The following is a 20,109-nucleotide window of genomic DNA, read 5'->3' as shown; positions in this document are numbered from 1 at the left end:
CCTACATCCCGTCGTGACGACGATCGAGGGCATCCCAAATTGCGCCAGCGGTATCCGTGCCGTTGAATTTATCAATCGCAACAATGCCCGTCGGCGAAGTAACATTGATCTCTGTCAGCCATTTGCCGCCGATCACATCAATCCCGACGAACACAAGCCCGCGCTTTTTTAGCTCTGGACCCATCGCAGCGCAAATCTCTTCCTCGCGAGGTGTCAGGCTAGCCGCCTCTGCGTAACCGCCTTGCGCCAAGTTAGAACGGAACTCACCTTCACCCGGCACGCGGTTGATTGCACCTGCAAATTCACCATCGACCAGCACAATCCGTTTATCACCTTCTGACACTTCGGGAAGGAACGGCTGCACCATATGCGGCTCAGGCCAAGTCTGATTGAACACTTCAAACAAAGCCGACAAATTCGTGCCATCCGCATCAATTTTGAAGATCGCTTTGCCACCATTACCGTGCAGCGGTTTTACGACCACCGCGCCATGCTTTGCCTGAAACGCTCTGACCTCGTCCAAAGTCCGTGCGATCAGCGTCGGCGGCATGAATTGGGCATAGTCGAGCACAAACATCTTCTCGGGAGCATTGACCACTTCGCGCGGGTCATTGCTGACCAGGGTCTGGCCTTTCAGCCGGTCGAGCAACAACGCGCCGCTAATGTATCCGAGATCAAACGGTGGGTCCTGCCGCATCAATACGACATCAATGTCATGCGCCAGATCGAGCGAGCGTGTCTCGCCAGCGGTGTAGTGATCGCCCTCGATCCGCCGGACCGTTACCGGTGTGCCATGCGCGGTGATTTTGCCAATAGGCGAACCATCCGCCTCCCACGCCAAAGTGCCAACGTCATAGTGAAACACCGAGTGCCCACGTGCCTGAGCCGCCTCCATCAAAGCAAAGGAGGAGTCCCCGGCGATGTTGATCGAATCCATCGAATCCATTTGCACTGCAACGCGTAAGCTCATGTGTATCCTTTTGCAGCGGCCTCTTATGGCTGCCACGCGTTAGCGATGTGGCGAGGGAATGCGCCGGGCGCAAGCAAGATCACATCAATCCGTAAATCTTCGCCATTTTTCGCATATTCATGCGCGACTGCGTCGGTGGCCGCCGCGACCCGTGATAAGCGATGCTCGTCAATCGCATGATCAAGCTGTGTTTTTTCGCGTCGCCACTTTACCTCGACAAAGGCAATTATCCCGCCGCGCTTCGCGACCAAATCAATCTCACCAACCGGGGTTTTGACGCGCCGATCAAGAATGCTCCAACCCTTTGCGCGGAGCCAAAGTTCAGCCTTCTTTTCAGCACTTCGCCCGCTTTTTTCAGCAAGTTGGCGTTTCACTGACTGCGCAGCTCCATCGCGCGGGCGTAAAGCGCCTTGCGATCGCGGCCCGTCGCGCGCGCCACCTCAGCAGCGGCCTGCGAGGTCTTGTTAGTCATCAGCGCCTCCAGCAAAAGACTATCGATCTGATGATCGCTAACCTCCGCTTCCCCTGGCGGGGCTATCAGCAAAACAATCTCACCCTTGGGCGGATGTGCATCAAACCAAGCCATCAACCCAGATGGCAAGCCGCGCTGCACTTCTTCGTGCAGTTTCGTTAGCTCGCGCGCAACCGCCACTTCGCGGTCAGGCAACAATGCTTCAATCGCAGCCAGTGTTTTCCCCAAACGCGGCCCAGTCTCATAGAACACCAGCGTCGCATCAAGTGCAGCAAATTCGCACAAGGCGTCACGCCGCGCCTTGTCCTTAGACGGCATAAACCCCGCAAACAGAAAGCGATCATTAGGCAGTCCAGCTAAGGTCACCCCTGCAATCACCGCGCTAACACCGGGTGCGGTAGTCACCGGAATGCCCTCTGCCCGCATGTCCTTTACGAGGCGATATCCCGGGTCACTGATCAAAGGCGTGCCGGCATCACTAACCAAAGCAACCACGCTGCCTCGCGCCAGCTCAACGATCTGCTCTCTGTGGCGAGCATCGGCATGATCATCGTAGCGAATCAATCGCTTGGACAGCCCCAGGTGCTTGAGCAGTTTGCCAGTGACGCGTGTATCCTCGCAAGCCACTGCGTCACACCGACGCAGAACATCGACAGCCCGCAACGTTATATCGCCAAGATTGCCAATAGGTGTCGCGACGATGTAGAGGCCTGCGTCAAGAAGCTGGTCAGAAGGGCTGTTAGGGGGCGGAATTATGTCGCTCACCTAGGCCTCATGGACCAAATATCGGGGAAGCAGCAAGAATCATGGGCTTAGCAATCGACGGAAAACTTTCACTCGGGGCGATTTTCAACCGCCGCAATTTCGCCGTGAGCGCTTTGGCGGTACTATTGGCGGGTTGTGCTGTTGTACCAAAAGGGGCCGATGTACCTACAACCACGGTTGATCCCAATCCGGAGCCGAGTGCGACTGCCCTGCCTACGGATCAAACGCGGCATCGCATCGCACTGCTCGTGCCGACCTCCGGCAATAATGGCGCAGTTGGCCAATCTATCGCCAATGCCACAACGATGGCTCTGCTAGACACCAACGCGTCGAATCTGCGAATTACCACTTATGACACGGGAACGAGTGCCCGCGACGCGGCTCGCCGAGCAATTGCGGATGGTAACAAGCTTATCCTTGGCCCCCTTATGGGCAATAATGTTGCCAATGTCGCTTCGATTGCGCGACCGGCAAATGTGCCGCTCATCGCCTTTTCCAATGATACGCGTGTGGCAGCCGCAGACGTCTTTGTGATGGGTCACATCCCCGAGCAATCAATTGCGCGCTCGGTTGAATATGCACGCGGGCAAGGCGCACGAAACTTCGCCATTCTCGCTCCCAATGGCGAATATGGCAGGCGCGCTGAGGCCGCCATGCAATCTTCTGTTGCGCGCTATGGCGGACAGGTCAGCGAAGTGGAGCGCTATGCTCGCGGCAACACCTCCATCGTCAGCGCAGCGCAACGTTTGCAAGAGCGCGGCGGCTTTGACAGTGTATTGATCCCAGAAGGCGCTCAGCTGGCGACGCGGGCAGCGGGACAAATTCGCCCCGGCGGAAGCGGCAATACACGCATTATCGGAACCGAGCTATGGAGCGGTGAGAACGCGGTGACCCGCGCCTCGGCTCTGCGCGGAGCTGTCTTCTCGGCTGTCTCCGACAATCGCTACCGCAGGTTCGTAACTAGCTATGAAGGCCGTTTTGGCGGGCAGCCCTATCGTCTCGCGACACTTGGATACGACTCGGTGCTGCTAGCACTAAGAGTTGCGCAGGATTGGCGGATCGGTAGCGATTTCCCGGTGAGCAGACTGCGCGATGATGGCGGGTTCCTTGGACTAGACGGGGCATTCCGCTTCCAGCGCAATGGCGTTGTCGAGCGCGCGATGGAAGTGCGCCAGATCAGGCAGGGTGAGGTATCCATCGTTGACGCTGCCCCGCGCCGGTTTGGGAATTAACGCCCAAGCCGCAAACGTAGGCTGGCGATAAGATCGCGCGATAGCTTGTGACGAGGCGAAAGCGCTGCATATAGTCGCTGTATGTCAGACGATCTGTTCAAAGATGCGCCGAGCACCAGCAGCGGCGATTACAATTCCTCCTCGATCGAGGTACTTGAGGGGCTAGAGCCCGTACGCCGCCGCCCTGGCATGTATATTGGCGGGACCGATGACCGCGCCCTGCATCACCTGGTTGCCGAAGTCCTCGACAATGCGATGGATGAGGCCGTCGCGGGCCATGCTAACCGTATCGAAATGCGCCTCGATGAAAATAACCGCGTCACGATCTCGGACAATGGCCGCGGCATTCCGGTCGATGAGCACCCAAAATACCCCGGCAAATCCACGCTCGAGGTAATCCTCACCACCCTGCACTCGGGCGGCAAATTTTCTGGCAAAGCCTATGCGACGAGTGGGGGCCTACACGGTGTCGGCGTCAGCGTAGTCAATGCGCTGTCGGTGGACACCCGCGTTGAGGTGGCGCGCGACAAGAAGCTCTTCGCGCAGGAGTTTGCCAAGGGACACGCCAAGGGCGCTATCGAAGAAATCGGCGCTGCACCCAATCGCCGCGGCACGACCGTGGCATTCACACCTGACACAGAAATATTTGGCGACCGCGCGTTCAAGCCGCACCGGTTGTTCAAACTCGCGCGCTCCAAGGCATATCTGTTCGCAGGCGTCGAAATCCGCTGGAAATGTGCAGAAAGCCTTGCTTCCGAAGACGTGCCTGCAGAGGCAACCTTCAAATTCCCGGGCGGCCTTGCCGATCACCTTTCCGAGCAACTTGGCTCACGCGAATGCGTGACTGCGGAACCGTTTACCGGCAATCAAGACTTCCCCGAAAATGATGACGGCGACACTCAAGGACGCGTCGAATGGGCCATCGCCTGGCCGCTTTATTCCGAGGGTTCGACCAGCTGGTATTGCAACACCGTGCCCACACCCGATGGCGGTACACACGAACAAGGGTTGCGCGCGGCTCTCACCAAGGGATTACGCGCATTTGGCGAGCTGACGAGCACCAAAAAGGCCAAGGACATCACAGCGGACGATGTAATGAACGGCGCGGAGATTATGCTCTCCGTCTTCATTCGCGACCCGCAATTCCAAAGTCAGACCAAGGACCGGCTAACCTCACCCGAAGCCGCGCGTCTTGTTGAGAATGCTGTGCGCGACCATTTTGACTTGTTCCTCTCGGGCAATATGGATCGGGGCAAAGCCCTTCTCGGCCAAGTGATAGAGCGCATGGAAGAGCGTCTGCGCCGCAAGCAGGAACGCGAGATCAAGCGCAAGAGCGCGACCAATGCCAAGAAACTGCGCTTGCCAGGCAAGCTTACCGATTGCTCGGGCGACGGCGACGGCGAGACGGAATTGTTTATCGTGGAAGGCGACTCTGCTGGCGGGAGCGCCAAACAGGCACGCAACCGCAAAACACAGGCGATCCTGCCCATTCGCGGCAAGATCCTAAACGTAGCGAGTGCTACGGAAGACAAAATTCGCGCTAATTCAGAAATTGCTGATCTGACGCTGGCGCTAGGGTGCGGGACTCGCAAAGACTGTGACGCGGAAAATCTGCGCTATGACCGCGTCATCATCATGACCGATGCTGATGTGGACGGTGCGCATATCGCGACGCTGCTGATGACCTTCTTCTTCCAGGAAATGCCGGATCTGGTGCGCAAGGGGCATTTGTTCCTCGCGCAGCCGCCGCTCTATCGGCTGACTGCGGGCAAAGAGAGCCGCTACGCCGCCGATGATGCCCACCGCGCAGAGCTGGAAGAGACGGTGTTCAAAGGCAAAAAGGTTGAGGTTGGCCGCTTTAAGGGCCTAGGTGAAATGAACCCTCAACAGCTGCGCGAGACCACCATGAACCCCGACACGCGCAGCCTGATCCGCATTACTTTGCCGCAGGAATTTGAGCAGCGTGCGGTGGTGAAGGAGCTGGTAGATCATCTGATGGGCCGCAACCCAGAACACCGGTTCAACTTCATCCAAAACCGTGCGGGCGAAGTGGACCGCGATCTTATTGATGCCTGAGGACGAGCCGCGGGCCCCGCGAACCAGCCCTCGCCCCAATCCCAAGGAGGAGGACATCATGGCCGGCGACAGGCGTCTGTCGCGACCGGACAGTTCACTGCCAGACTGGGAAGTGCCGGACACTACTTATCGCCCCATCCCTATTGTCTGGTTCACCGGCGCATTGCTGGCCCAGATGGTCACTTTGACCGCAATATTCCTGCTCTTTTCCCGGCTTGACGCCGCTTACACATCAGCGATTGCCGGGGTCGCCACAGGAGTGATTGGCGCCTGGACCTGGCGCCGCGGGATGAGCAAAGCAGCGACGGGTTGGAAAATCGCCACCATCGCCATGCTGGTCGCGGTCTTGGCGCTAGTTCTGCTCTCTGTCAGCGGTCGCCTTTAGCGCCTACTCTGCCGCTTCGGTGTGAATATGAAGATGCCCCTCTAACGTTTTATGAACCGGGCATTTGTCTGCGATTTCGACGATTTTCGCGCGTTGCTCGTCAGACAGATCATCACCCAGAATTTCGATACGCCGATGCAAAGCTTGCGTCTCCATACCTTCCTCAACCGCATGACCCAGATCCTCAGCGTGATTGCGTTCGTGCGTCACATGAATGCGCGTACCCTCAAACGGCCACTCCTTACGATCGGCATACATCTTCATCGTCATCGCCGTGCATGTGCCAAGAGCACCAAGCAGTAAATCATACGGGGTCGGACCGGTGTCATCGCCGCCATAGCTCAGCGGCTCGTCTGCCACGAAACGGTGTGTTGCGGTGTGTACCTCAGTTCCAAATTTGCCGTGCCCAGTTTGCACAACCACACCTTCTGCAGGCATCGGCCAATCGGACTTCATTGGCAGGTAGCGCTTAGCCCAACTCGCTATAACGCCCGCGACGAAGTCCGCATCTGTCTCTTCGGTGAGCAAATGATCCGCCCCGGCCAGACTGATGAAGTTCTTCGGGTGCTTGGCCGCGCCGAATAAAGTGCTGGCATGCTCCACACCAACAATCTGATCGGTGGGCGAATGCGCGATGAGCACAGGCACTCGCAACTGCGCGACCTCATCAATCAAGTCGATCTGCCGCGTCTTGTCGAGGAATTCCTTCGATAGGCGGAAGCTACGCCCCCCAATACTGACTTCGCCCTCTCCATCGCGCTCAACCGCATCCAGATCGCCGCGAATATTGCCCAGCACATGCGGCACATCGGACGGTGCGCCGATAGTCGCAATCGCCGCGACCTTATCGAAACCAAGGTCATCGGCTGCAGCCAGCACCGCTGCCCCGCCCAGGCTATGGCCAACCAGCAGAATACCGTCGCCGAAGCGGTCACTCAGATAGCGCGCTGCACTCAGCAGATCCTCAATGTCACTGGCGAAACCTGCACGGCCAAAATCGCCGCCACTGCCGCCAAGCCCGGTGAAGTCAAAACGCAATGTTGCAATGCCATTTTTCGCCAGCTGCCGCGCCATCGCGACGGCTGCCTTCGATTGTTTGGTGCAAGTGAAGCAATGCGCAAACAGCGCGGCCCCACGCACCAAGCCCGTGGGCAGCTCAAGAGCGCCGGAAAGGTCGTGTCCAAAGGATGTTGGGATGGTCAGGCGCTCGGTGGGCATTGCGTTATCCTCGGTTGGTCATGCTCGCTTATTCGCGCGGCGAGGCAAGAGAGTTACCGTTGCTTAGGTTGGGGCGCAGCGATACGATAGTGTCCATGCAGAAGATCATGCTCACGCTAGCCGCCCTTTGCCTCACGCCGGCAAGCCTTATGGCTCAAGAGCAACCGATGGATACGAGCCAAGCAGAAGCAACACCGCTCGGCGAACGCGCGCAAGATGTTGTCGCACTGCTCGAAGGAGAGAAAGCGCCAGAAGACGTATTTGGACCGACCTTCCTCGCTGCGGTCTCTCCGGCTCAATTCAATGCTATCAGCTCGCAGCTCACCACCCAATTTGGACCCGTGATTGGCGTGGAGAGCCTCGAGGCGACTGGCGAATATAGCGCAAACATTGCACTGCGTTTCGAAAGGGCCATTGGGCGCGGCACAATCGCACTGGAATCACAAGCGCCCTACCGTGTCGAAGGGCTATTGCTAAGCAGCTTCGAGTCGCTTGATGACACACCAGACAAGATCAGCGCCGAACTGAACGCTATGCCAGGCAATGCGAGTGCATATTTCGGGCCGCTTGATGGCAGCGATCCGATGTTCGCAAGTAACCCAGATGAGCACATGGCTATTGGTTCGACCTTCAAGCTTTATGTATTGTCCGCCCTCGCCCGCTCAATTGAAGCGGGTGAACGCAATTGGGCCGACACAGTGGCGATTAATCGGCGCTCATTCCCTAGCGGCCAAATGCAAGATTGGCCGGAGGGTGCGCCGGTTACGTTGCAAACACTCGCAACAATGATGATCTCTATCAGTGACAACACCGCGACCGACATCCTCATTCATGAACTTGGCCGCGAAGTGGTAGAGGCCGAGCTGATTGCAAGCGGCCACTCCAACCCCGCCAGAACACTACCGCTACTCACCACGATTGAGATGTTTGGGCTTAAGGGTAGCCCATATAATTTGGAAAAATACATCAATGGCGATGAGGCGGCAAAGCGCTTCATGTTGCTCGACTTTGTGGATGATATCGGCGGCGATACCGACAAACTGGAGGGACCTATTCCAACGGTACCCACCGCGATCGATACGGTGGAGTGGTTTGCCAACGCAGGAGATTTGGCAGGTATCTTAAATCGCCTAAGCATGCTGGAAGACGGCACCGCGCTCAGCGTTATGGCGGTCAACCCAGCACTGGACAAATCCCAACGCGAGAAATGGAAGTATGTGGGTTTTAAGGGCGGCTCAGAGCCAGGCGTTCTCAATTTGACCTGGCTGCTACAAGACCAGGCAAATGCTTGGCACATACTGACAGTGAGCGCGAACAACCAAGAAGGCCCGATCAACAAGGGCAAACTTCAGCTGATGGCTCAGCGCATTCTGGCACTTGCTCCGTAAAATTTGAGTCGCAGCCGCGCTTCCTCTTGCGCCGCGCGCATTCGCCGCTTAACGCCTACGTAAAGGTAAGTTGCAAGGGACAACCCATGGCCGATACGCGTTTTGAAGGCACTTCTGACTACATTGCCACTGAAGACCTCAAGGTCGCGGTGAACGCGGCGGCTATGCTGCGCCGCCCTCTGCTGGTTAAAGGCGAACCGGGCACCGGCAAAACCGTTCTCGCGCATGAAGTGGCCAAGGCGATGGGCGCGCCGCTGATCGAGTGGAACATCAAGTCGACCACCAAAGCGCAGCAAGGCCTTTATGAATATGACGCCGTCGCGCGGCTGCGTGATGGACAGCTCGGTGATGAGCGGGTTCACGACATTTCGAACTACATTAAGAAAGGCAAGCTTTGGGAAGCTTTCACGTCGGATGAGCTGCCCGTCCTGCTGATTGACGAGATCGACAAGGCTGACATCGAATTCCCTAATGACCTCTTGCAAGAGCTCGACCGGATGAGCTTCGATGTTTACGAAACACATGAGACAATTACCGCGGCAGAGCGCCCGATTGTGGTCATTACGTCGAATAATGAAAAAGAACTGCCAGACGCGTTCTTGCGCCGCTGCTTCTTCCACTACATCAAGTTCCCAGACCGCGACACGATGCGCGAAATCGTCTCGGTTCACTTCCCCGATATCCAGAAGAACCTCGTCACCAAGGCGATGGATATCTTCTATGAGCTGCGCGAAGTTCCGGGCCTCAAGAAGAAGCCTTCAACCAGCGAATTGCTCGATTGGCTTAAGCTGCTGCTTAACGAGGATATGCCGCTGGAGGTGCTGCAAGACAGCAACCCGAACAGCGCTATCCCGCCGCTTCACGGCGCACTGCTGAAGAACGAGCAGGATGTGATGATGTTCGAACGGTTAGCCTTTATGGCGCGGCGCAACCCGACTTAATCGCACACACCTCTTCCGCCTCAGTCGAGGATGTAAGCGAGCTCGAAGTCTCCCCAGCGGCGTCCGTTAATGATGAGCGGCACGTATACGTTTCGAACCACTTGGTAGTTCTGTCCGTCGCCTTCTTGGCGATAAACCGCCATCATGTATGGCGCTTCACTCTTCTTCGCTTTGACGTCCAACTCATCGAAGATGATCCGTCCGTTGCGACAATTCTTGGTGTCATGGAGAAGGTCTCCGGTCGGAGCCTTCGAGTGCTCGGTCAGATGAGTAGGAAGATAACCGTTCATGTCGGTACAGGCTGCCGCGCGAATCCTCGCGTCTGATGCAGCAACTTCATCCAATTTGAGGCGCCAGTTTTCATGAGCCCAATCCATTAAGCTAGTGCGAAAACGCGGAGGGTTTGATCCCGAAATAGGGGAATAATTAGTATCAAAAAGTTGTTCGATCGTGACGTCACCGCTCGCAATCGCTTCCTCAGCGAGCATCACAAAGTCCTTGGCATGATCCATTGCAGCATCAACAAACAGGCTATCTTGCGGTGACAGGCCCGCTTGCACGAGGCCATCGAACATTTCGCTAGCCACGCTTTCCAGCTTCATGACTGTGCCATGCGCCTCGGTTAGTTTTTCCTCATTCTCGGTCGCGACTTTCATCGAACGATCAATAACCTTTTGAACACGCGTCACGTGATCCGTCATCATGCCAGTAGCGCGAGCAATCTGATCGTTTTGCTCATCCACTTCGTGCACAAGCTGCGTCACACCAGACATAGTCCCCTCAATGCTCGCAACAGAGCTCTTGGCTTCACTGCTCACTTTCGCCCCAGCCTCGATCCGTTCGATAACGGTGTTCGCCTCATCACCAAGCGTTTCGATAACGCTTGAGATTTCCTCGGTCGCCTTGCGGGTTTCTCCTGCAAGACCTTTTACTTCGTTGGCGACCACCGCAAAGGTCCGCCCGGCCTCGCCTGCGCGCATCGCCTCAATCGTGGCGTTGAGCGCGAGAATGTTGGTCGTTTCGGCAATCTCTTCAATGTCTTTGGAGCATCGTTTCACCTGATCCATAGCGGCGGCAAAACCAGTGACGTGGGTCGCCAAAGCACCAACTAGATCCAACAAGCCCGAAATCTGCGACAACGACGACTGGATCTGATCCGTTCCTTTGTTCAGCCGCTCTATTGCTCTGGCTGACAGTAAGCGGGCCTCATCACTGGCTTCGGTTACCTTTAGTTGGTCCTGCTCCAGCTCGTGAACCGTCCCCTGCAAATCAACATGTTCCGCACGCAAGGCGCCCGACGTATCGATCACCGCCTGGACAAGCCCGGCAACATTTGAACAGCCAACCGTCACCGCGCCGCAGGCCTTTGGAATTCGATCAATCGCAGCAGCTTCGGCGATGTTGATCTGTTCGTTTTTCATCTCAGTGCGTATCCCTAGAACTTCGTCTGAGGCTGAGTTACTGGCAAAGCGTTAGCACCGCGTTAAGCATCCTTGGAAATTCGATGACTGCTGAACTGCTGGTTTTCGCGGCGAAATTCATCGCCTTTGCGGACTGGCGCGCCATCAAATCAGTTGCTAGACGCAATCTATGTTTTTCAATTTCGTCGACGAACTCCGCGCCGCGGGCATTTCCGCCAGCTTCAAAGAGCACCTTACCCTGCTGGAGGCGCTTGATCGTGAAGTTATCGAGCAAACCCCGGAGGCATTCTACTATTTGTCCCGGGCGACCTTCGTTAAAGACGAAGGGCTAATCGACCGCTTCGATCAGGTCTTTCAGAAGGTCTTCAAGGGCATTCTATCAGATTACGGCCAGAACCCGGTTGAAATCCCGGAAGATTGGCTAAAGGCTGTTGCCGAAAAATTCCTGACGCCGGAAGAAATGGAGAAGATCGAGAGCCTGGGCGACTGGGACGAGATCATGGACACGCTCAAGAAGCGGATCGAAGAACAGGAAAAGCGCCACGAGGGCGGCAATAAGTGGATCGGTACCGGCGGCACATCACCGTTTGGCCACAATGGCTACAATCCCGAGGGCGTGCGCATTGGCGGCGAAAGCAAGCACAAGCGCGCCATCAAGGTCTGGGAAAAGCGCGAGTTTAAGAACCTCGACAGCACGAAAGAACTAGGCACCCGCAACATCAAAATGGCGCTGCGCCGGCTGCGGCGGTTCGCGCGTGAGGGTAATCCGGATCAGCTTGATCTGGACGCAACAATTGATGGAACTGCCAAGCAAGGCTGGCTCGACATCCATATGCGCCCGGAGCGCCGCAATGCGGTGAAGCTACTGCTGTTTCTCGATATTGGCGGGTCAATGGACCCGTTTATCAAGCTCTGCGAAGAGCTCTTCAGCGCTGCGACCACGGAATTCAAAAATCTGGAGTTCTTCTACTTCCACAACTGCCTCTATGAGGGGGTGTGGAAGGACAACAAGCGCCGCTGGCAAGAGCGCGACAAGACGTGGGACGTGCTTCACAAATATGGCCATGATTACAAGGTCATCTTCGTTGGCGATGCCGCGATGAGCCCATACGAGATCACGCATCCCGGCGGCAGCGTGGAGCATATGAATGAAGAGGCGGGCGCCGTTTGGATGGACCGCGTGACCAACACTTATCCTGCAACCGTATGGCTCAATCCGGTGCCAGAAAAGCAGTGGAGCTATTCACAAAGCACCAAGATCATGAAGCAACTGGTCGACGACCGGATGTATCCGCTGACGCTCGATGGGCTGGATGATGCTATGCGGGAGTTAAGCCGGAAACAGGGGCATTGAGCTAAGGTCAGCTAACGATCCAGTTGCAGACACCCAAACTCACGCTATCAGGCGCGGATGAGGTCAGTTGCTCTTATTGGTGCTTCACTGTTGTTTGGCTGCGGGCAAGCAAGCAAAGATACGATTGATTGCGACGCCCTACTTCAGGATGAAGCAATTGTTGATCGGTGCTTTGGTGGCGATGTAACTGGCCAGTATATCGGGATTGAGGAATGCTATCCATTTTCCGACGTGCGCCAATATCAGGGGGTTTTAGTTACGGGATTTGAGTCGTCGATCCTTTATCCTGATGCCCAGAGCTATTCGGAGACCGACCGGCAGAACCCAACTTACTGGTTTCGTCCTGCCCCTGATACTTTCACAGATAATCATGTTGACCGATCGAAATGCACATATGATTGCGCCTTTGCCGTGAGTTTCATGGGACGCGAAACGGTCTGTGAATATCAATATGGCCACTTAAATGCCTATCCCAAGATGATAATTGGCGAAAGTAGCGGGTCGATAAGACAGCTCAACGTAACATCAGATGACTAGCCGCCCCATCCGATAGTCTGACATAGTGCGGTTCAATATAGCAAGTGCTCCCGCACATCCTCGCGCCACTGTGCCTCATCTGCACTCGCCAGTGCATCCAGATCGCCAGGCTCCGCCGCCGGATCATCCACCCACTCACGAAGCGACGGTCCGCCATTGATCACATCAATCGCCAGCACGTCCTCAGTATATTCATACTTGAAGTCGGTTCCGCGCCAGATCGGATAGTCCGGATAAAGCCGCCGGATCGCTTTGAAGGCCAGCGCCTGCAAACGCCACGGGCGGAACGCGGCATGGTCGTAATGCGGACCTTCCGCATGAATCATCAAAGCGTTACAAAGCTCTCCTGCATGCTTGTGGAAGGTCGGCTCAAACCAGCATGGACGCAAGATGCAGCCAGCCAGCCACTCTGGCGCGAGACGTTCCATCTCGGCCAGCGCTGCCTCTGCATCCACATCGGGAGCGCCGAACAGCACCTCTAAAGGCCGCGTGGTCCCCCTGCCCTCGCTCAGGGTTGCGCCTTCGATCATCACCGTGCCCGCATAGGCCCTCGCCATATTGACGCTCGCGGCATTGGGCGATGGGTTGATCCAGATGCGATCTTCTGGCCAGCCATGTCCGGGGCCATTAGGATCCCAGCCCTCCATCGCGATCACGCGATACTCAACATCCAGCTCGAAGTGCTTGATAAACCAATGGCCCATTTCGCCCAGCGTCAGCCCATGCCGCATCGGCATCGGCGCTGCGCCCACAAAGCTCTCATGCCCCGGCACCAACAGAGTGCCCTCAACCGGCCGCCCCGCAGGATTGGGCCGGTCCAGCACCCACACCTCTTTGCCCGCCTTTTCCGCCTCTTCGAGCAAATAAAGCAGAGTTGTGACGAAGGTGTAGATGCGGCAACCAAGGTCCTGAAGATCGAACAGAAACACATCCGCGCTCGACATCATTTGTCCGGTGGGCCGGCGCACCTCGCCGTAGAGACTGAACACGGGAATACCGTATTTCGGGTCAGTCTCGTCCGCCGTTTCGACCATATTGTCTTGCTTGTCACCCTTAAGGCCATGCTGCGGGCCAAAAGCGCTGGTGACGTTCACTCCGGCCGCAATCAGTGCATCAAGTGAATGCGTTAAGTCGGCAGTGACGCTGGCCGGATGCGCCACCAATGCGACACGGCGACCGTTAAGCTCGTCAATCAAAGCTGGGTCAGCCAGCAGGCGGTCGATGCCGAATTTCACAGTTACAGTCATGAGCGCTGGGTTGGAACAGTGCGGCGGCAAAGGCAATTGCTTTTACGCGGACACGCACTAACTCTCAGTCATGACAGATATTGCGTGGACCCCAGCCTTGATCGCTGCTGCATGGGCCATTGTGCTCGGCGGAGCCGGCGGATTTCTAACAGAACTTGGCCGGTGGTATCACGATCTAAAGAAGCCAAGCTGGCAACCTCCCGGTTGGGCGTTTGGGCCGGCGTGGACCATTATCTTGAGCCTATCGGGCTGGAGCTTATACCTTGCGTGGACGTCAGCGCCATCGCCAGGTGACCGAACCTTCATCGGTATTCTCTTTGCGATCAACTTCGCGCTTCACTTTGCCTGGTCGCCATTGTTCTTCAAACTCAAGCGCCCTGATTGGGCCTTGTTTGAAAACGCGTTTCTTTGGTTGTCGGTCTTGTCGCTCTTCGTATTTTTGCGCGATTACTCCTCACTGGCGGGATGGCTCAACGCGCCATACCTCGCTTGGGTCACATTCGCAGCTTGCCTGAATTGGAAGATCGTAGAGCTGAACGGACCTTTTGGACGCCGCGCAGACGCTTAGCCCCTATCAACAATCATTTGGCGGCACGCCTCACTATGAAAGTCGGGCTTTCCAGGCCCGAAAGCGAGCGCCCAATATTGAATAGCGCCATCTGTGTGCTCCACGATCGCATTGAGCGCCACCTGCGCCGGATCAGGCAGTTCCGCCGCGATCTGTGCCTTGAGCACCAGCTCATTTTCACCTTTCGAGCACGACACCGCAATCGCATCAACCGGGGCATCGCGCATCCCCTCGCGAAAGCTGTCAAACTCGTACGCCGCCCAGCATGACGACGGCGACAAGTTAAACTCGCTGTAGAGCGTCCCGCCCAAAGGCTGCCAGAAAATCTCGAAGCAGGTCGTTTTCCACAAATCATTCATGCGCACGGAAGGTGCACGCTCAGGAATTTCTACCCCGCCGACCCGCCCATCAAGGCGAAACTCAGCCTCACAACCCGTCGTTGTTGCCGCGATCTGCGCAGTAACGGCGCGTACCGGGCCAAGGTCACATTCATGGTGAAGCATTAACGGTGTCATCGCGCTGAGACCTATGACGCGCGCCGCGCGCGAGCAAGAGGCTTACGCATCACAAAAAGCGCTGCTAAGTCCTCGCCCGATATGACCGTCTACTCATCTGATCTTCTGCGCTTGCTCGAAAGCCGCGGCTACATCCATCAAGTCACCAATCCGCAAGGGCTCGATGCACTTGCGAACAAGCAAATCGTACCCGGCTATATTGGCTTTGATGCGACCGCGCCGAGCCTGCATGTCGGCAGTCTCGTTCAGATTATGATGCTGCGCCGATTGCAGCAGGCCGGACATAAGCCGATTGTAGTGATGGGCGGTGGTACGACCAAAGTCGGCGACCCGAGCGGCAAAGATGAGAGCCGCAAGATGCTCACCGCCGAGGATATCAGCAATAACATCGCCTCGATCCGCACCGTGTTTGAGCGGTTGCTGACCTTTGGTGATGGACCAACGGACGCGATACTAGTCGACAATGACGAATGGCTAAGCGCACTTAGCTATGTCGAATTGCTGCGTGATGTTGGCCCGCATTTCACGATCAACCGGATGCTGACGTTCGATTCGGTGAAGCTGCGACTTGACCGCGAACAACCGCTGACCTTCCTTGAATTCAACTATATGATCTTGCAGGCCTATGACTTTCTAGAGCTTGCCCGCCGCTATGATTGCGCGCTTCAAATGGGCGGCAGTGACCAATGGGGCAATATCGTCAGCGGCATGGAACTGGGTCGGCGTATGGAGGGCCGCGAGCTCTATGGCCTGACCACGCCGCTGCTCACCACTGCCGACGGCGCGAAGATGGGCAAGACCGCAGCTGGCGCTGTGTGGCTTAACCCAGAGCAACTGCCCGATTACGATTTCTGGCAGTACTGGCGCAATGTCGATGACCGCGACGTTGGGCGGTTCTTGCGGCTCTTCACTGACCTTCCGCTTGATGAAATCGGACGGCTCGAATCACTTGAGGGCGCAGAGATCAATGCGGCGAAGGCGGCGCTCGCCAATGAAGTGACGTCGCTGGTGCGCGGCAAGGACGCAGCAAGCAAAGCGGAAGCGACCGCTGCGGAAACTTTTGCAGGCGCTGGGCTTGGCGAGGATCTCCCCACCTTGTCGCTTGGTGCCGAAGGCATGCGGATCGGCGCGGCGCTCACCGCGCTCGGGTTTACTGCGTCAAATGGCGAGGCGAAGCGCAAGCTGGCCGAGGGCGCGGTGAAGCTTGACGACAAACCAATCAGCGACCCTGGCGAAGTACTTCAGCTTGCACCTGGAGAAGAGGCTCGACTTAGTCTTGGTAAGAAAAAGCACGCAGTTCTGCGCGTCTAAACACTTAACAAACTCGTAAGCCTGTCTCGAATCGAGACATATTATTTTACGAATTGTCAGCCTTTCGCAGTCATTATTCAATCCACTCGATAACACGAAGGGAAGTGGGTCATGGCAGCTGGAGCACAGCTCAGCGTAACAGATCAGCGTCGCATGACGCGCCATCCGGTTGATCATCCGGTGATTGCAGAGCATTTCCGCGATGGAGATGTGCACATGCATATCGCCAACCTCTCAGCCAATGGCTTCATGATTGACGACGCGGACGGGCTTTCGCGCGGCGACCGGGTTGTTCTGCGCTTGCCGAACCTTGGGCGGATTGAAGCCTATTGCATCTGGGCGCGCGATAACCGCGCAGGATTCCAATTTGAGCGCCTCATCCGCATGGACGAGTTTGACGATCTGATTGATACGCTTCAGCCTAATCCGCGCCTGCGCCGCAGCCGCTAAGCATTTACTAGGACTACACCCCTGCCAAGCAGGCCCCGCTTCACAAGCGGTCGGCCTGCTGTCATGGCACTTGGGTGAATACGCTTACAGACACCCCTTCGCACCCGTTTCGGGTTCATAACTTCCGCGCATATTGGTTCTCCCGACTCACGATGACGCTGGGACAGTATGCGATGATGCTGGTCATTGGCTGGCAGACTTATGATCTAGCTCGCACTAGCGGCATGTCGATCGAGGGGGCGTCAGGGCAATTGGCCCTGATCGGCCTTTTGCAATTTGCCCCGCTGTTTGTGCTTACGCCGTTTTCCGGCCTTGCCGCCGACAGATTTGACCGGCGCAAACTCGCGCAATTGACGGTTTCCTTGCAGTTTCTGTGCGCGGCCGCACTGTGTGCGCTCACATGGTCCGGCGAAATATCCATTCCTTGGTTGTTTGGCATCGCGGTGGTGCTAGGCATCGTGCGCGCCTTCAACGGCCCTGCCCTGTCCTCCCTCTCCCCTAACCTTGTGCCCAAGGCGATCTTGCCAACAGCAATCGCGCTCAGCTCTATTTCGTGGCAGGTCGGGATGATCGCTGGGCCTGCTATCGGCGGCTATCTTCATGCGCTTGTGCCCGCTCTGCCTTACGGCGTCGCAGCCGGATTGTTTGCGGTTGCGTTCATCGGTCTCGGCACGATCGGCAAGGTGCCACAAACGAACATCGCAGGCGTCGCGAAGCCGATCACTCAGATGATCGAGGGGATGCGCTATGTCCGCCAGAACAAGATGGTGCTGGGGTCGATCACACTCGATCTGCTCGCAGTCTTTCTGGCCGGCGCAACCGCACTCTTTCCCGTCTATGCACGCGATATCTTGCAAGTGGGCGAAGAGGGCCTTGCTCAGCTCGCAATGGCCCCAGCGATCGGGGCAGTTCTGACGGGCATATTCTTCTCGTACAGGCCGCTCGCGAAGAATGTCGGACCGGCCATGCTGATTGCAGTGGCCGTGTTCGGCATCGCAACAATCATCTTCGGCCTATCTACCTCTATGCCGCTAAGCCTTGCGGCGTTGTTCGTAGTCGGAGCAGCCGACATGTTCAGCGTCTACATCCGCCAATCACTCATTCAGCTCCACACACCGGATGAGAAGCGCGGGCGGGTTTCTTCGGTTAGCCATCTCACCATCAGCGCATCCAACGAGGGAGGCGATTTCTTCTCTGGCAGCCTCGCCTATTTGATCGGCCCGATCCCTGCTGTTGTTGCTGGCGGCGTAGGCGCGATTGTAACCGTGACTGCGTGGTCGCGAATATTCCCCGTGTTACGAACCACCAAGACCTTTGACCCGCCGGATGAATTATCCGACAAGGCCCCCAACACTGACTCGCAGGAGCATGCATCATGAAAGCCGATAACGTCCTCGCAACCATTGGCGGCACACCGCACATCCGTCTTGCGCGCTTGTTTCCCGACCACAATGTCTGGGTGAAGAACGAAAGAGCTAACCCCGGCGGATCGATCAAGGACCGCATCGGACTAGCGATGATCGAAGATGCCGAGGCGTCAGGCGCGCTCAAACCCGGCGGCACAATCATCGAGCCAACCAGCGGTAATACTGGCATTGGGTTGGCGATGGTAGCCGCAGTAAAGGGATATAAGCTTGTGCTGGTCATGCCGGAAAGCATGAGCCTTGAGCGGCGGCGCTTGATGCTGGCCTATGGCGCGACCTTCGACCTCACACCCAAAGAAAAGGGCATGAAGGGCGCAATTGAACGCGCGACTGAGCTGACTGAGCAAACCGACAACGCCTGGATGCCAAGCCAGTTTGACAACGAATCCAATTGGAAAGTGCACACCCGCACAACCGCCAAAGAGATTCTCGCAGATTTTGCGGACACACCAATCGACGTGATGATCACGGGTGTTGGCACTGGCGGACACCTCACCGGCTGCGCTGAAGTGCTCAAAGAGTCATGGCCGACTATGAAAGCCTACGCAGTCGAGCCGGAGCTCTCACCAGTCATTGGCGGAGGCCAGCCCGGCCCTCACCCAATTCAAGGCATCGGTGCCGGCTTCATTCCCGGCAACCTCCATACGCAAGCGATTGATGGCGCAATTGCGGTGGGTGCAGATGATGCAAAAGAGATGGCCCGCCGGTGTGCTCGCGAAGAAGGCTTGTTGGTTGGCATTTCGAGCGGAGCGACCTTGGCTGCAATCGCCAAGAAGCTGCCGGATCTTGATGCTGGCGCCCAAGTGCTCGGCTTTAATTACGATACGGGCGAACGCTATCTGTCTGTTCCGGATTTCCTTCCGGCGGAGTAAGCTGAAACTGACACATCGAAGGAGCGCGTAATGTTGGTTTGAGACGATTCACAATCGAGACTTTTGGCTGCTGGGGTTTCCCGGTGGTCGTGACTCTATGAGGTATCGGAAAATGAACAAACCAACATTTGATATTCGCTCTGCCAAATCGGCAGACCTTCCAGCCATGCACGATGTCCGCGAAGAAGCTTTTGCGCCAATCTTCGCTTCATTTCGTGCAATGATCGATCCTTCGTCCGCACAAGCGATCTATGAGGGGGCGGAAAACGCTCAGGGCGACTATCTCGATAGCATTTGGCCGCCAACAGCAGCACGTCCTATATTGTTTGCGACTGTCGCAAATGATGTCATCGGTTTTTGCGCCTACGCCATGGATATGGCCAAAAAACTTGGCACTATCGACCTCAATGCGGTTCACCCTTCTCATGCTGGACAGGGTATAGGGACCGCGCTCTACCAGCGGGCGCTTGATGACATGACAGCGCAGGGCATGCAGGCTGCGCAGGTCGGAACGGGAGGTGACCCAAGCCACGCACCCGCAAGACGCGCCTATGCCAAAGTCGGATTGAAGAACTCGATTCCTTCAATTCTGCTTTGCAAGGCTCTCTAACTAGCAAACCAAGAAGACGCCGGAGCAGAGGGAAGCTATCTCTCTGCTCCGGGTTTCCTGCCTGAAGAATAAGAAATGTAAAATAGCGCGTTGGTTAATCTGATCTTGATATGCTGGGTGCATTGTCAGCGGATCAGGAGGCAGACCTATGAAATTCGTTTTGTTAGAATCGCGGGGCGGCAATTACATGGTCGTCGCACAGAATATTGCTTGGCTCAGAACCGCCGAAAATGGCCAGACCAATGTCGGAATGGTCGGCGGGCAACCCTTGCTTGTGACCGGCAGCATTGAAGAAGTGGCCGAGAAAATCGGGGCGGATTAATTCTCGCACTTCCATAATCGGTACGCCGACG

General features: G+C 56.6%; 21 protein-coding genes. 14 read left to right on the top strand and 7 right to left on the bottom strand.

The genetic code is table 11. From position 1 onward, the window contains the following. Window position 1: 1 nt before the first annotated feature. The 3 genes from gshB to rsmI are packed head-to-tail and all read right to left on the bottom strand — an operon-like array spanning window position 2 to window position 2,207. Window positions 2–970, bottom strand: coding sequence for a glutathione synthase (gene gshB, locus ACFCXQ_RS10585; RefSeq protein ID WP_379550394.1), 969 nt, complete (start codon window positions 968–970; stop codon window positions 2–4). A 23-nt stretch (window positions 971–993) separates the two neighbouring features. Beyond that, on the bottom strand, window positions 994–1,344 hold the full coding sequence (locus ACFCXQ_RS10580) for a YraN family protein (RefSeq protein ID WP_379550392.1): 351 nt from the start codon (window positions 1,342–1,344) through the stop codon (window positions 994–996). Next, window positions 1,341–2,207, bottom strand: a complete 867-nt coding sequence (gene rsmI / locus ACFCXQ_RS10575) for a 16S rRNA (cytidine(1402)-2'-O)-methyltransferase (RefSeq protein ID WP_379550390.1) — start codon at window positions 2,205–2,207, stop codon at window positions 1,341–1,343. Before rsmI ends, ACFCXQ_RS10580 begins: the two co-directional genes overlap by 4 nt. A gap of 41 nt (window positions 2,208–2,248) precedes the next feature. On the opposite strand from rsmI, the gene ACFCXQ_RS10570 reads away from it, so the two are divergent. The 3 genes from ACFCXQ_RS10570 (at window position 2,249) to ACFCXQ_RS10560 (ending at window position 5,900) form a co-directional block, all read left to right on the top strand. After that, window positions 2,249–3,439 (top strand): penicillin-binding protein activator, encoded by a 1,191-nt coding sequence (locus ACFCXQ_RS10570; RefSeq protein ID WP_379550388.1) that lies wholly within the window; start codon window positions 2,249–2,251, stop codon window positions 3,437–3,439. A gap of 81 nt (window positions 3,440–3,520) precedes the next feature. Continuing rightward, a complete protein-coding gene (gene parE, locus ACFCXQ_RS10565; RefSeq protein WP_379550386.1) occupies window positions 3,521–5,515 on the top strand; it encodes a DNA topoisomerase IV subunit B in 1,995 nt (664 codons plus the stop codon). 58 nt (window positions 5,516–5,573) lie between these two features. Then, window positions 5,574–5,900 (top strand): hypothetical protein, encoded by a 327-nt coding sequence (locus tag ACFCXQ_RS10560; protein ID WP_379550385.1) that lies wholly within the window; start codon window positions 5,574–5,576, stop codon window positions 5,898–5,900. Window positions 5,901–5,903: 3 nt separating this feature from the next. On the opposite strand, the gene ACFCXQ_RS10555 is transcribed toward ACFCXQ_RS10560, so the two are convergent. Further along, on the bottom strand, window positions 5,904–7,118 hold the full coding sequence (locus tag ACFCXQ_RS10555) for a bifunctional alpha/beta hydrolase/OsmC family protein (RefSeq protein WP_379550384.1): 1,215 nt from the start codon (window positions 7,116–7,118) through the stop codon (window positions 5,904–5,906). Window positions 7,119–7,285: 167 nt separating this feature from the next. On the opposite strand from ACFCXQ_RS10555, the gene ACFCXQ_RS10550 reads away from it, so the two are divergent. Beyond that, complete coding sequence (locus ACFCXQ_RS10550; RefSeq protein WP_379550382.1) at window positions 7,286–8,506, top strand: serine hydrolase; 1,221 nt, start codon at window positions 7,286–7,288, stop codon at window positions 8,504–8,506. A gap of 86 nt (window positions 8,507–8,592) precedes the next feature. Continuing rightward, window positions 8,593–9,447, top strand: a complete 855-nt coding sequence (locus ACFCXQ_RS10545; RefSeq protein ID WP_379550380.1) for an AAA family ATPase — start codon at window positions 8,593–8,595, stop codon at window positions 9,445–9,447. Between the two features lie 20 nt (window positions 9,448–9,467). Here the strand turns inward: ACFCXQ_RS10545 and ACFCXQ_RS10540 are convergent, their stop codons facing one another. Then, window positions 9,468–10,868, bottom strand: a complete 1,401-nt coding sequence (locus ACFCXQ_RS10540) for a methyl-accepting chemotaxis protein (RefSeq protein WP_379550378.1) — start codon at window positions 10,866–10,868, stop codon at window positions 9,468–9,470. Window positions 10,869–11,037: 169 nt separating this feature from the next. On the opposite strand from ACFCXQ_RS10540, the gene ACFCXQ_RS10535 reads away from it, so the two are divergent. Both ACFCXQ_RS10535 and ACFCXQ_RS10530 read left to right on the top strand, forming a co-directional pair. Beyond that, window positions 11,038–12,222 carry a vWA domain-containing protein gene (locus ACFCXQ_RS10535; protein ID WP_379550376.1) on the top strand — a complete coding sequence of 395 codons (1,185 nt, stop codon included), beginning with the start codon at window positions 11,038–11,040 and terminating at the stop codon, window positions 12,220–12,222. A gap of 57 nt (window positions 12,223–12,279) precedes the next feature. Then, the gene (locus ACFCXQ_RS10530) at window positions 12,280–12,759 is read left to right on the top strand and encodes a hypothetical protein (protein ID WP_379550374.1); all 480 of its coding nucleotides are present in this window, start codon (window positions 12,280–12,282) and stop codon (window positions 12,757–12,759) included. A 32-nt stretch (window positions 12,760–12,791) separates the two neighbouring features. Here the strand turns inward: ACFCXQ_RS10530 and ACFCXQ_RS10525 are convergent, their stop codons facing one another. After that, window positions 12,792–13,994 (bottom strand): exo-beta-N-acetylmuramidase NamZ family protein, encoded by a 1,203-nt coding sequence (locus ACFCXQ_RS10525; protein ID WP_379554631.1) that lies wholly within the window; start codon window positions 13,992–13,994, stop codon window positions 12,792–12,794. Window positions 13,995–14,076: 82 nt separating this feature from the next. On the opposite strand from ACFCXQ_RS10525, the gene ACFCXQ_RS10520 reads away from it, so the two are divergent. Continuing rightward, window positions 14,077–14,574: a TspO/MBR family protein gene (locus ACFCXQ_RS10520; protein WP_379550372.1), complete on the top strand. Its 498-nt coding sequence runs from the start codon at window positions 14,077–14,079 to the stop codon at window positions 14,572–14,574. Here ACFCXQ_RS10520 and ACFCXQ_RS10515 read toward each other — a convergent pair. Next, entirely contained in the window at window positions 14,571–15,077 is a 507-nt protein-coding gene (locus ACFCXQ_RS10515; RefSeq protein ID WP_379550370.1) for a hypothetical protein, read from the bottom strand. The genes ACFCXQ_RS10520 and ACFCXQ_RS10515 overlap by 4 nt on opposite strands. 93 nt (window positions 15,078–15,170) lie before the next feature. On the opposite strand from ACFCXQ_RS10515, the gene tyrS reads away from it, so the two are divergent. From tyrS to ACFCXQ_RS10485, 6 genes are all read left to right on the top strand, one after another. Then, a complete protein-coding gene (gene tyrS / locus ACFCXQ_RS10510) occupies window positions 15,171–16,400 on the top strand; it encodes a tyrosine--tRNA ligase (RefSeq protein WP_379550369.1) in 1,230 nt (409 codons plus the stop codon). Window positions 16,401–16,511: 111 nt separating this feature from the next. Then, entirely contained in the window at window positions 16,512–16,850 is a 339-nt protein-coding gene (locus ACFCXQ_RS10505) for a PilZ domain-containing protein (RefSeq protein WP_379550367.1), read from the top strand. 74 nt (window positions 16,851–16,924) lie between these two features. Continuing rightward, complete coding sequence (locus ACFCXQ_RS10500; protein WP_379550366.1) at window positions 16,925–18,229, top strand: MFS transporter; 1,305 nt, start codon at window positions 16,925–16,927, stop codon at window positions 18,227–18,229. Beyond that, window positions 18,226–19,146 (top strand): cysteine synthase A, encoded by a 921-nt coding sequence (gene cysK / locus ACFCXQ_RS10495; protein ID WP_379550364.1) that lies wholly within the window; start codon window positions 18,226–18,228, stop codon window positions 19,144–19,146. The genes ACFCXQ_RS10500 and cysK overlap by 4 nt, the downstream gene beginning before the upstream one ends. A gap of 112 nt (window positions 19,147–19,258) precedes the next feature. After that, window positions 19,259–19,756, top strand: a complete 498-nt coding sequence (locus ACFCXQ_RS10490; protein ID WP_379550362.1) for a GNAT family N-acetyltransferase — start codon at window positions 19,259–19,261, stop codon at window positions 19,754–19,756. Window positions 19,757–19,904: 148 nt separating this feature from the next. Beyond that, the gene (locus tag ACFCXQ_RS10485; RefSeq protein ID WP_379550360.1) at window positions 19,905–20,078 is read left to right on the top strand and encodes a hypothetical protein; all 174 of its coding nucleotides are present in this window, start codon (window positions 19,905–19,907) and stop codon (window positions 20,076–20,078) included. The last annotated feature ends 31 nt before the right edge of the window (window positions 20,079–20,109 follow it).

The sequence above is a fragment of the Qipengyuania rhodophyticola genome (genome assembly GCF_042493225.1).
Classification (GTDB): Bacteria; Pseudomonadota; Alphaproteobacteria; order Sphingomonadales; family Sphingomonadaceae; genus Erythrobacter.
The sequence above is the reverse complement of the archived record's forward strand: the minus strand, read 5'-3'. Positions and strand labels throughout refer to the sequence as shown.

Coding starts and splice junctions, on each gene's coding strand:
- gshB (WP_379550394.1), bottom strand. CDS start 970: ATGAGCTTACGCGTTGCAGTGCAAATGGATTCGATGGATTCGATCAAC.
- ACFCXQ_RS10570 (WP_379550388.1), top strand. CDS start 2,249: ATGGGCTTAGCAATCGACGGAAAACTTTCACTCGGGGCGATTTTCAAC.
- parE (WP_379550386.1), top strand. CDS start 3,521: ATGTCAGACGATCTGTTCAAAGATGCGCCGAGCACCAGCAGCGGCGAT.
- ACFCXQ_RS10560 (WP_379550385.1), top strand. CDS start 5,574: ATGGCCGGCGACAGGCGTCTGTCGCGACCGGACAGTTCACTGCCAGAC.
- ACFCXQ_RS10555 (WP_379550384.1), bottom strand. CDS start 7,118: ATGCCCACCGAGCGCCTGACCATCCCAACATCCTTTGGACACGACCTT.
- ACFCXQ_RS10550 (WP_379550382.1), top strand. CDS start 7,286: ATGGATACGAGCCAAGCAGAAGCAACACCGCTCGGCGAACGCGCGCAA.
- ACFCXQ_RS10545 (WP_379550380.1), top strand. CDS start 8,593: ATGGCCGATACGCGTTTTGAAGGCACTTCTGACTACATTGCCACTGAA.
- ACFCXQ_RS10540 (WP_379550378.1), bottom strand. CDS start 10,868: ATGAAAAACGAACAGATCAACATCGCCGAAGCTGCTGCGATTGATCGA.
- ACFCXQ_RS10535 (WP_379550376.1), top strand. CDS start 11,038: ATGTTTTTCAATTTCGTCGACGAACTCCGCGCCGCGGGCATTTCCGCC.
- ACFCXQ_RS10530 (WP_379550374.1), top strand. CDS start 12,280: ATGAGGTCAGTTGCTCTTATTGGTGCTTCACTGTTGTTTGGCTGCGGG.
- ACFCXQ_RS10520 (WP_379550372.1), top strand. CDS start 14,077: ATGACAGATATTGCGTGGACCCCAGCCTTGATCGCTGCTGCATGGGCC.
- ACFCXQ_RS10515 (WP_379550370.1), bottom strand. CDS start 15,077: ATGCTTCACCATGAATGTGACCTTGGCCCGGTACGCGCCGTTACTGCG.
- tyrS (WP_379550369.1), top strand. CDS start 15,171: ATGACCGTCTACTCATCTGATCTTCTGCGCTTGCTCGAAAGCCGCGGC.
- ACFCXQ_RS10505 (WP_379550367.1), top strand. CDS start 16,512: ATGGCAGCTGGAGCACAGCTCAGCGTAACAGATCAGCGTCGCATGACG.
- cysK (WP_379550364.1), top strand. CDS start 18,226: ATGAAAGCCGATAACGTCCTCGCAACCATTGGCGGCACACCGCACATC.
- ACFCXQ_RS10490 (WP_379550362.1), top strand. CDS start 19,259: ATGAACAAACCAACATTTGATATTCGCTCTGCCAAATCGGCAGACCTT.
- ACFCXQ_RS10485 (WP_379550360.1), top strand. CDS start 19,905: ATGAAATTCGTTTTGTTAGAATCGCGGGGCGGCAATTACATGGTCGTC.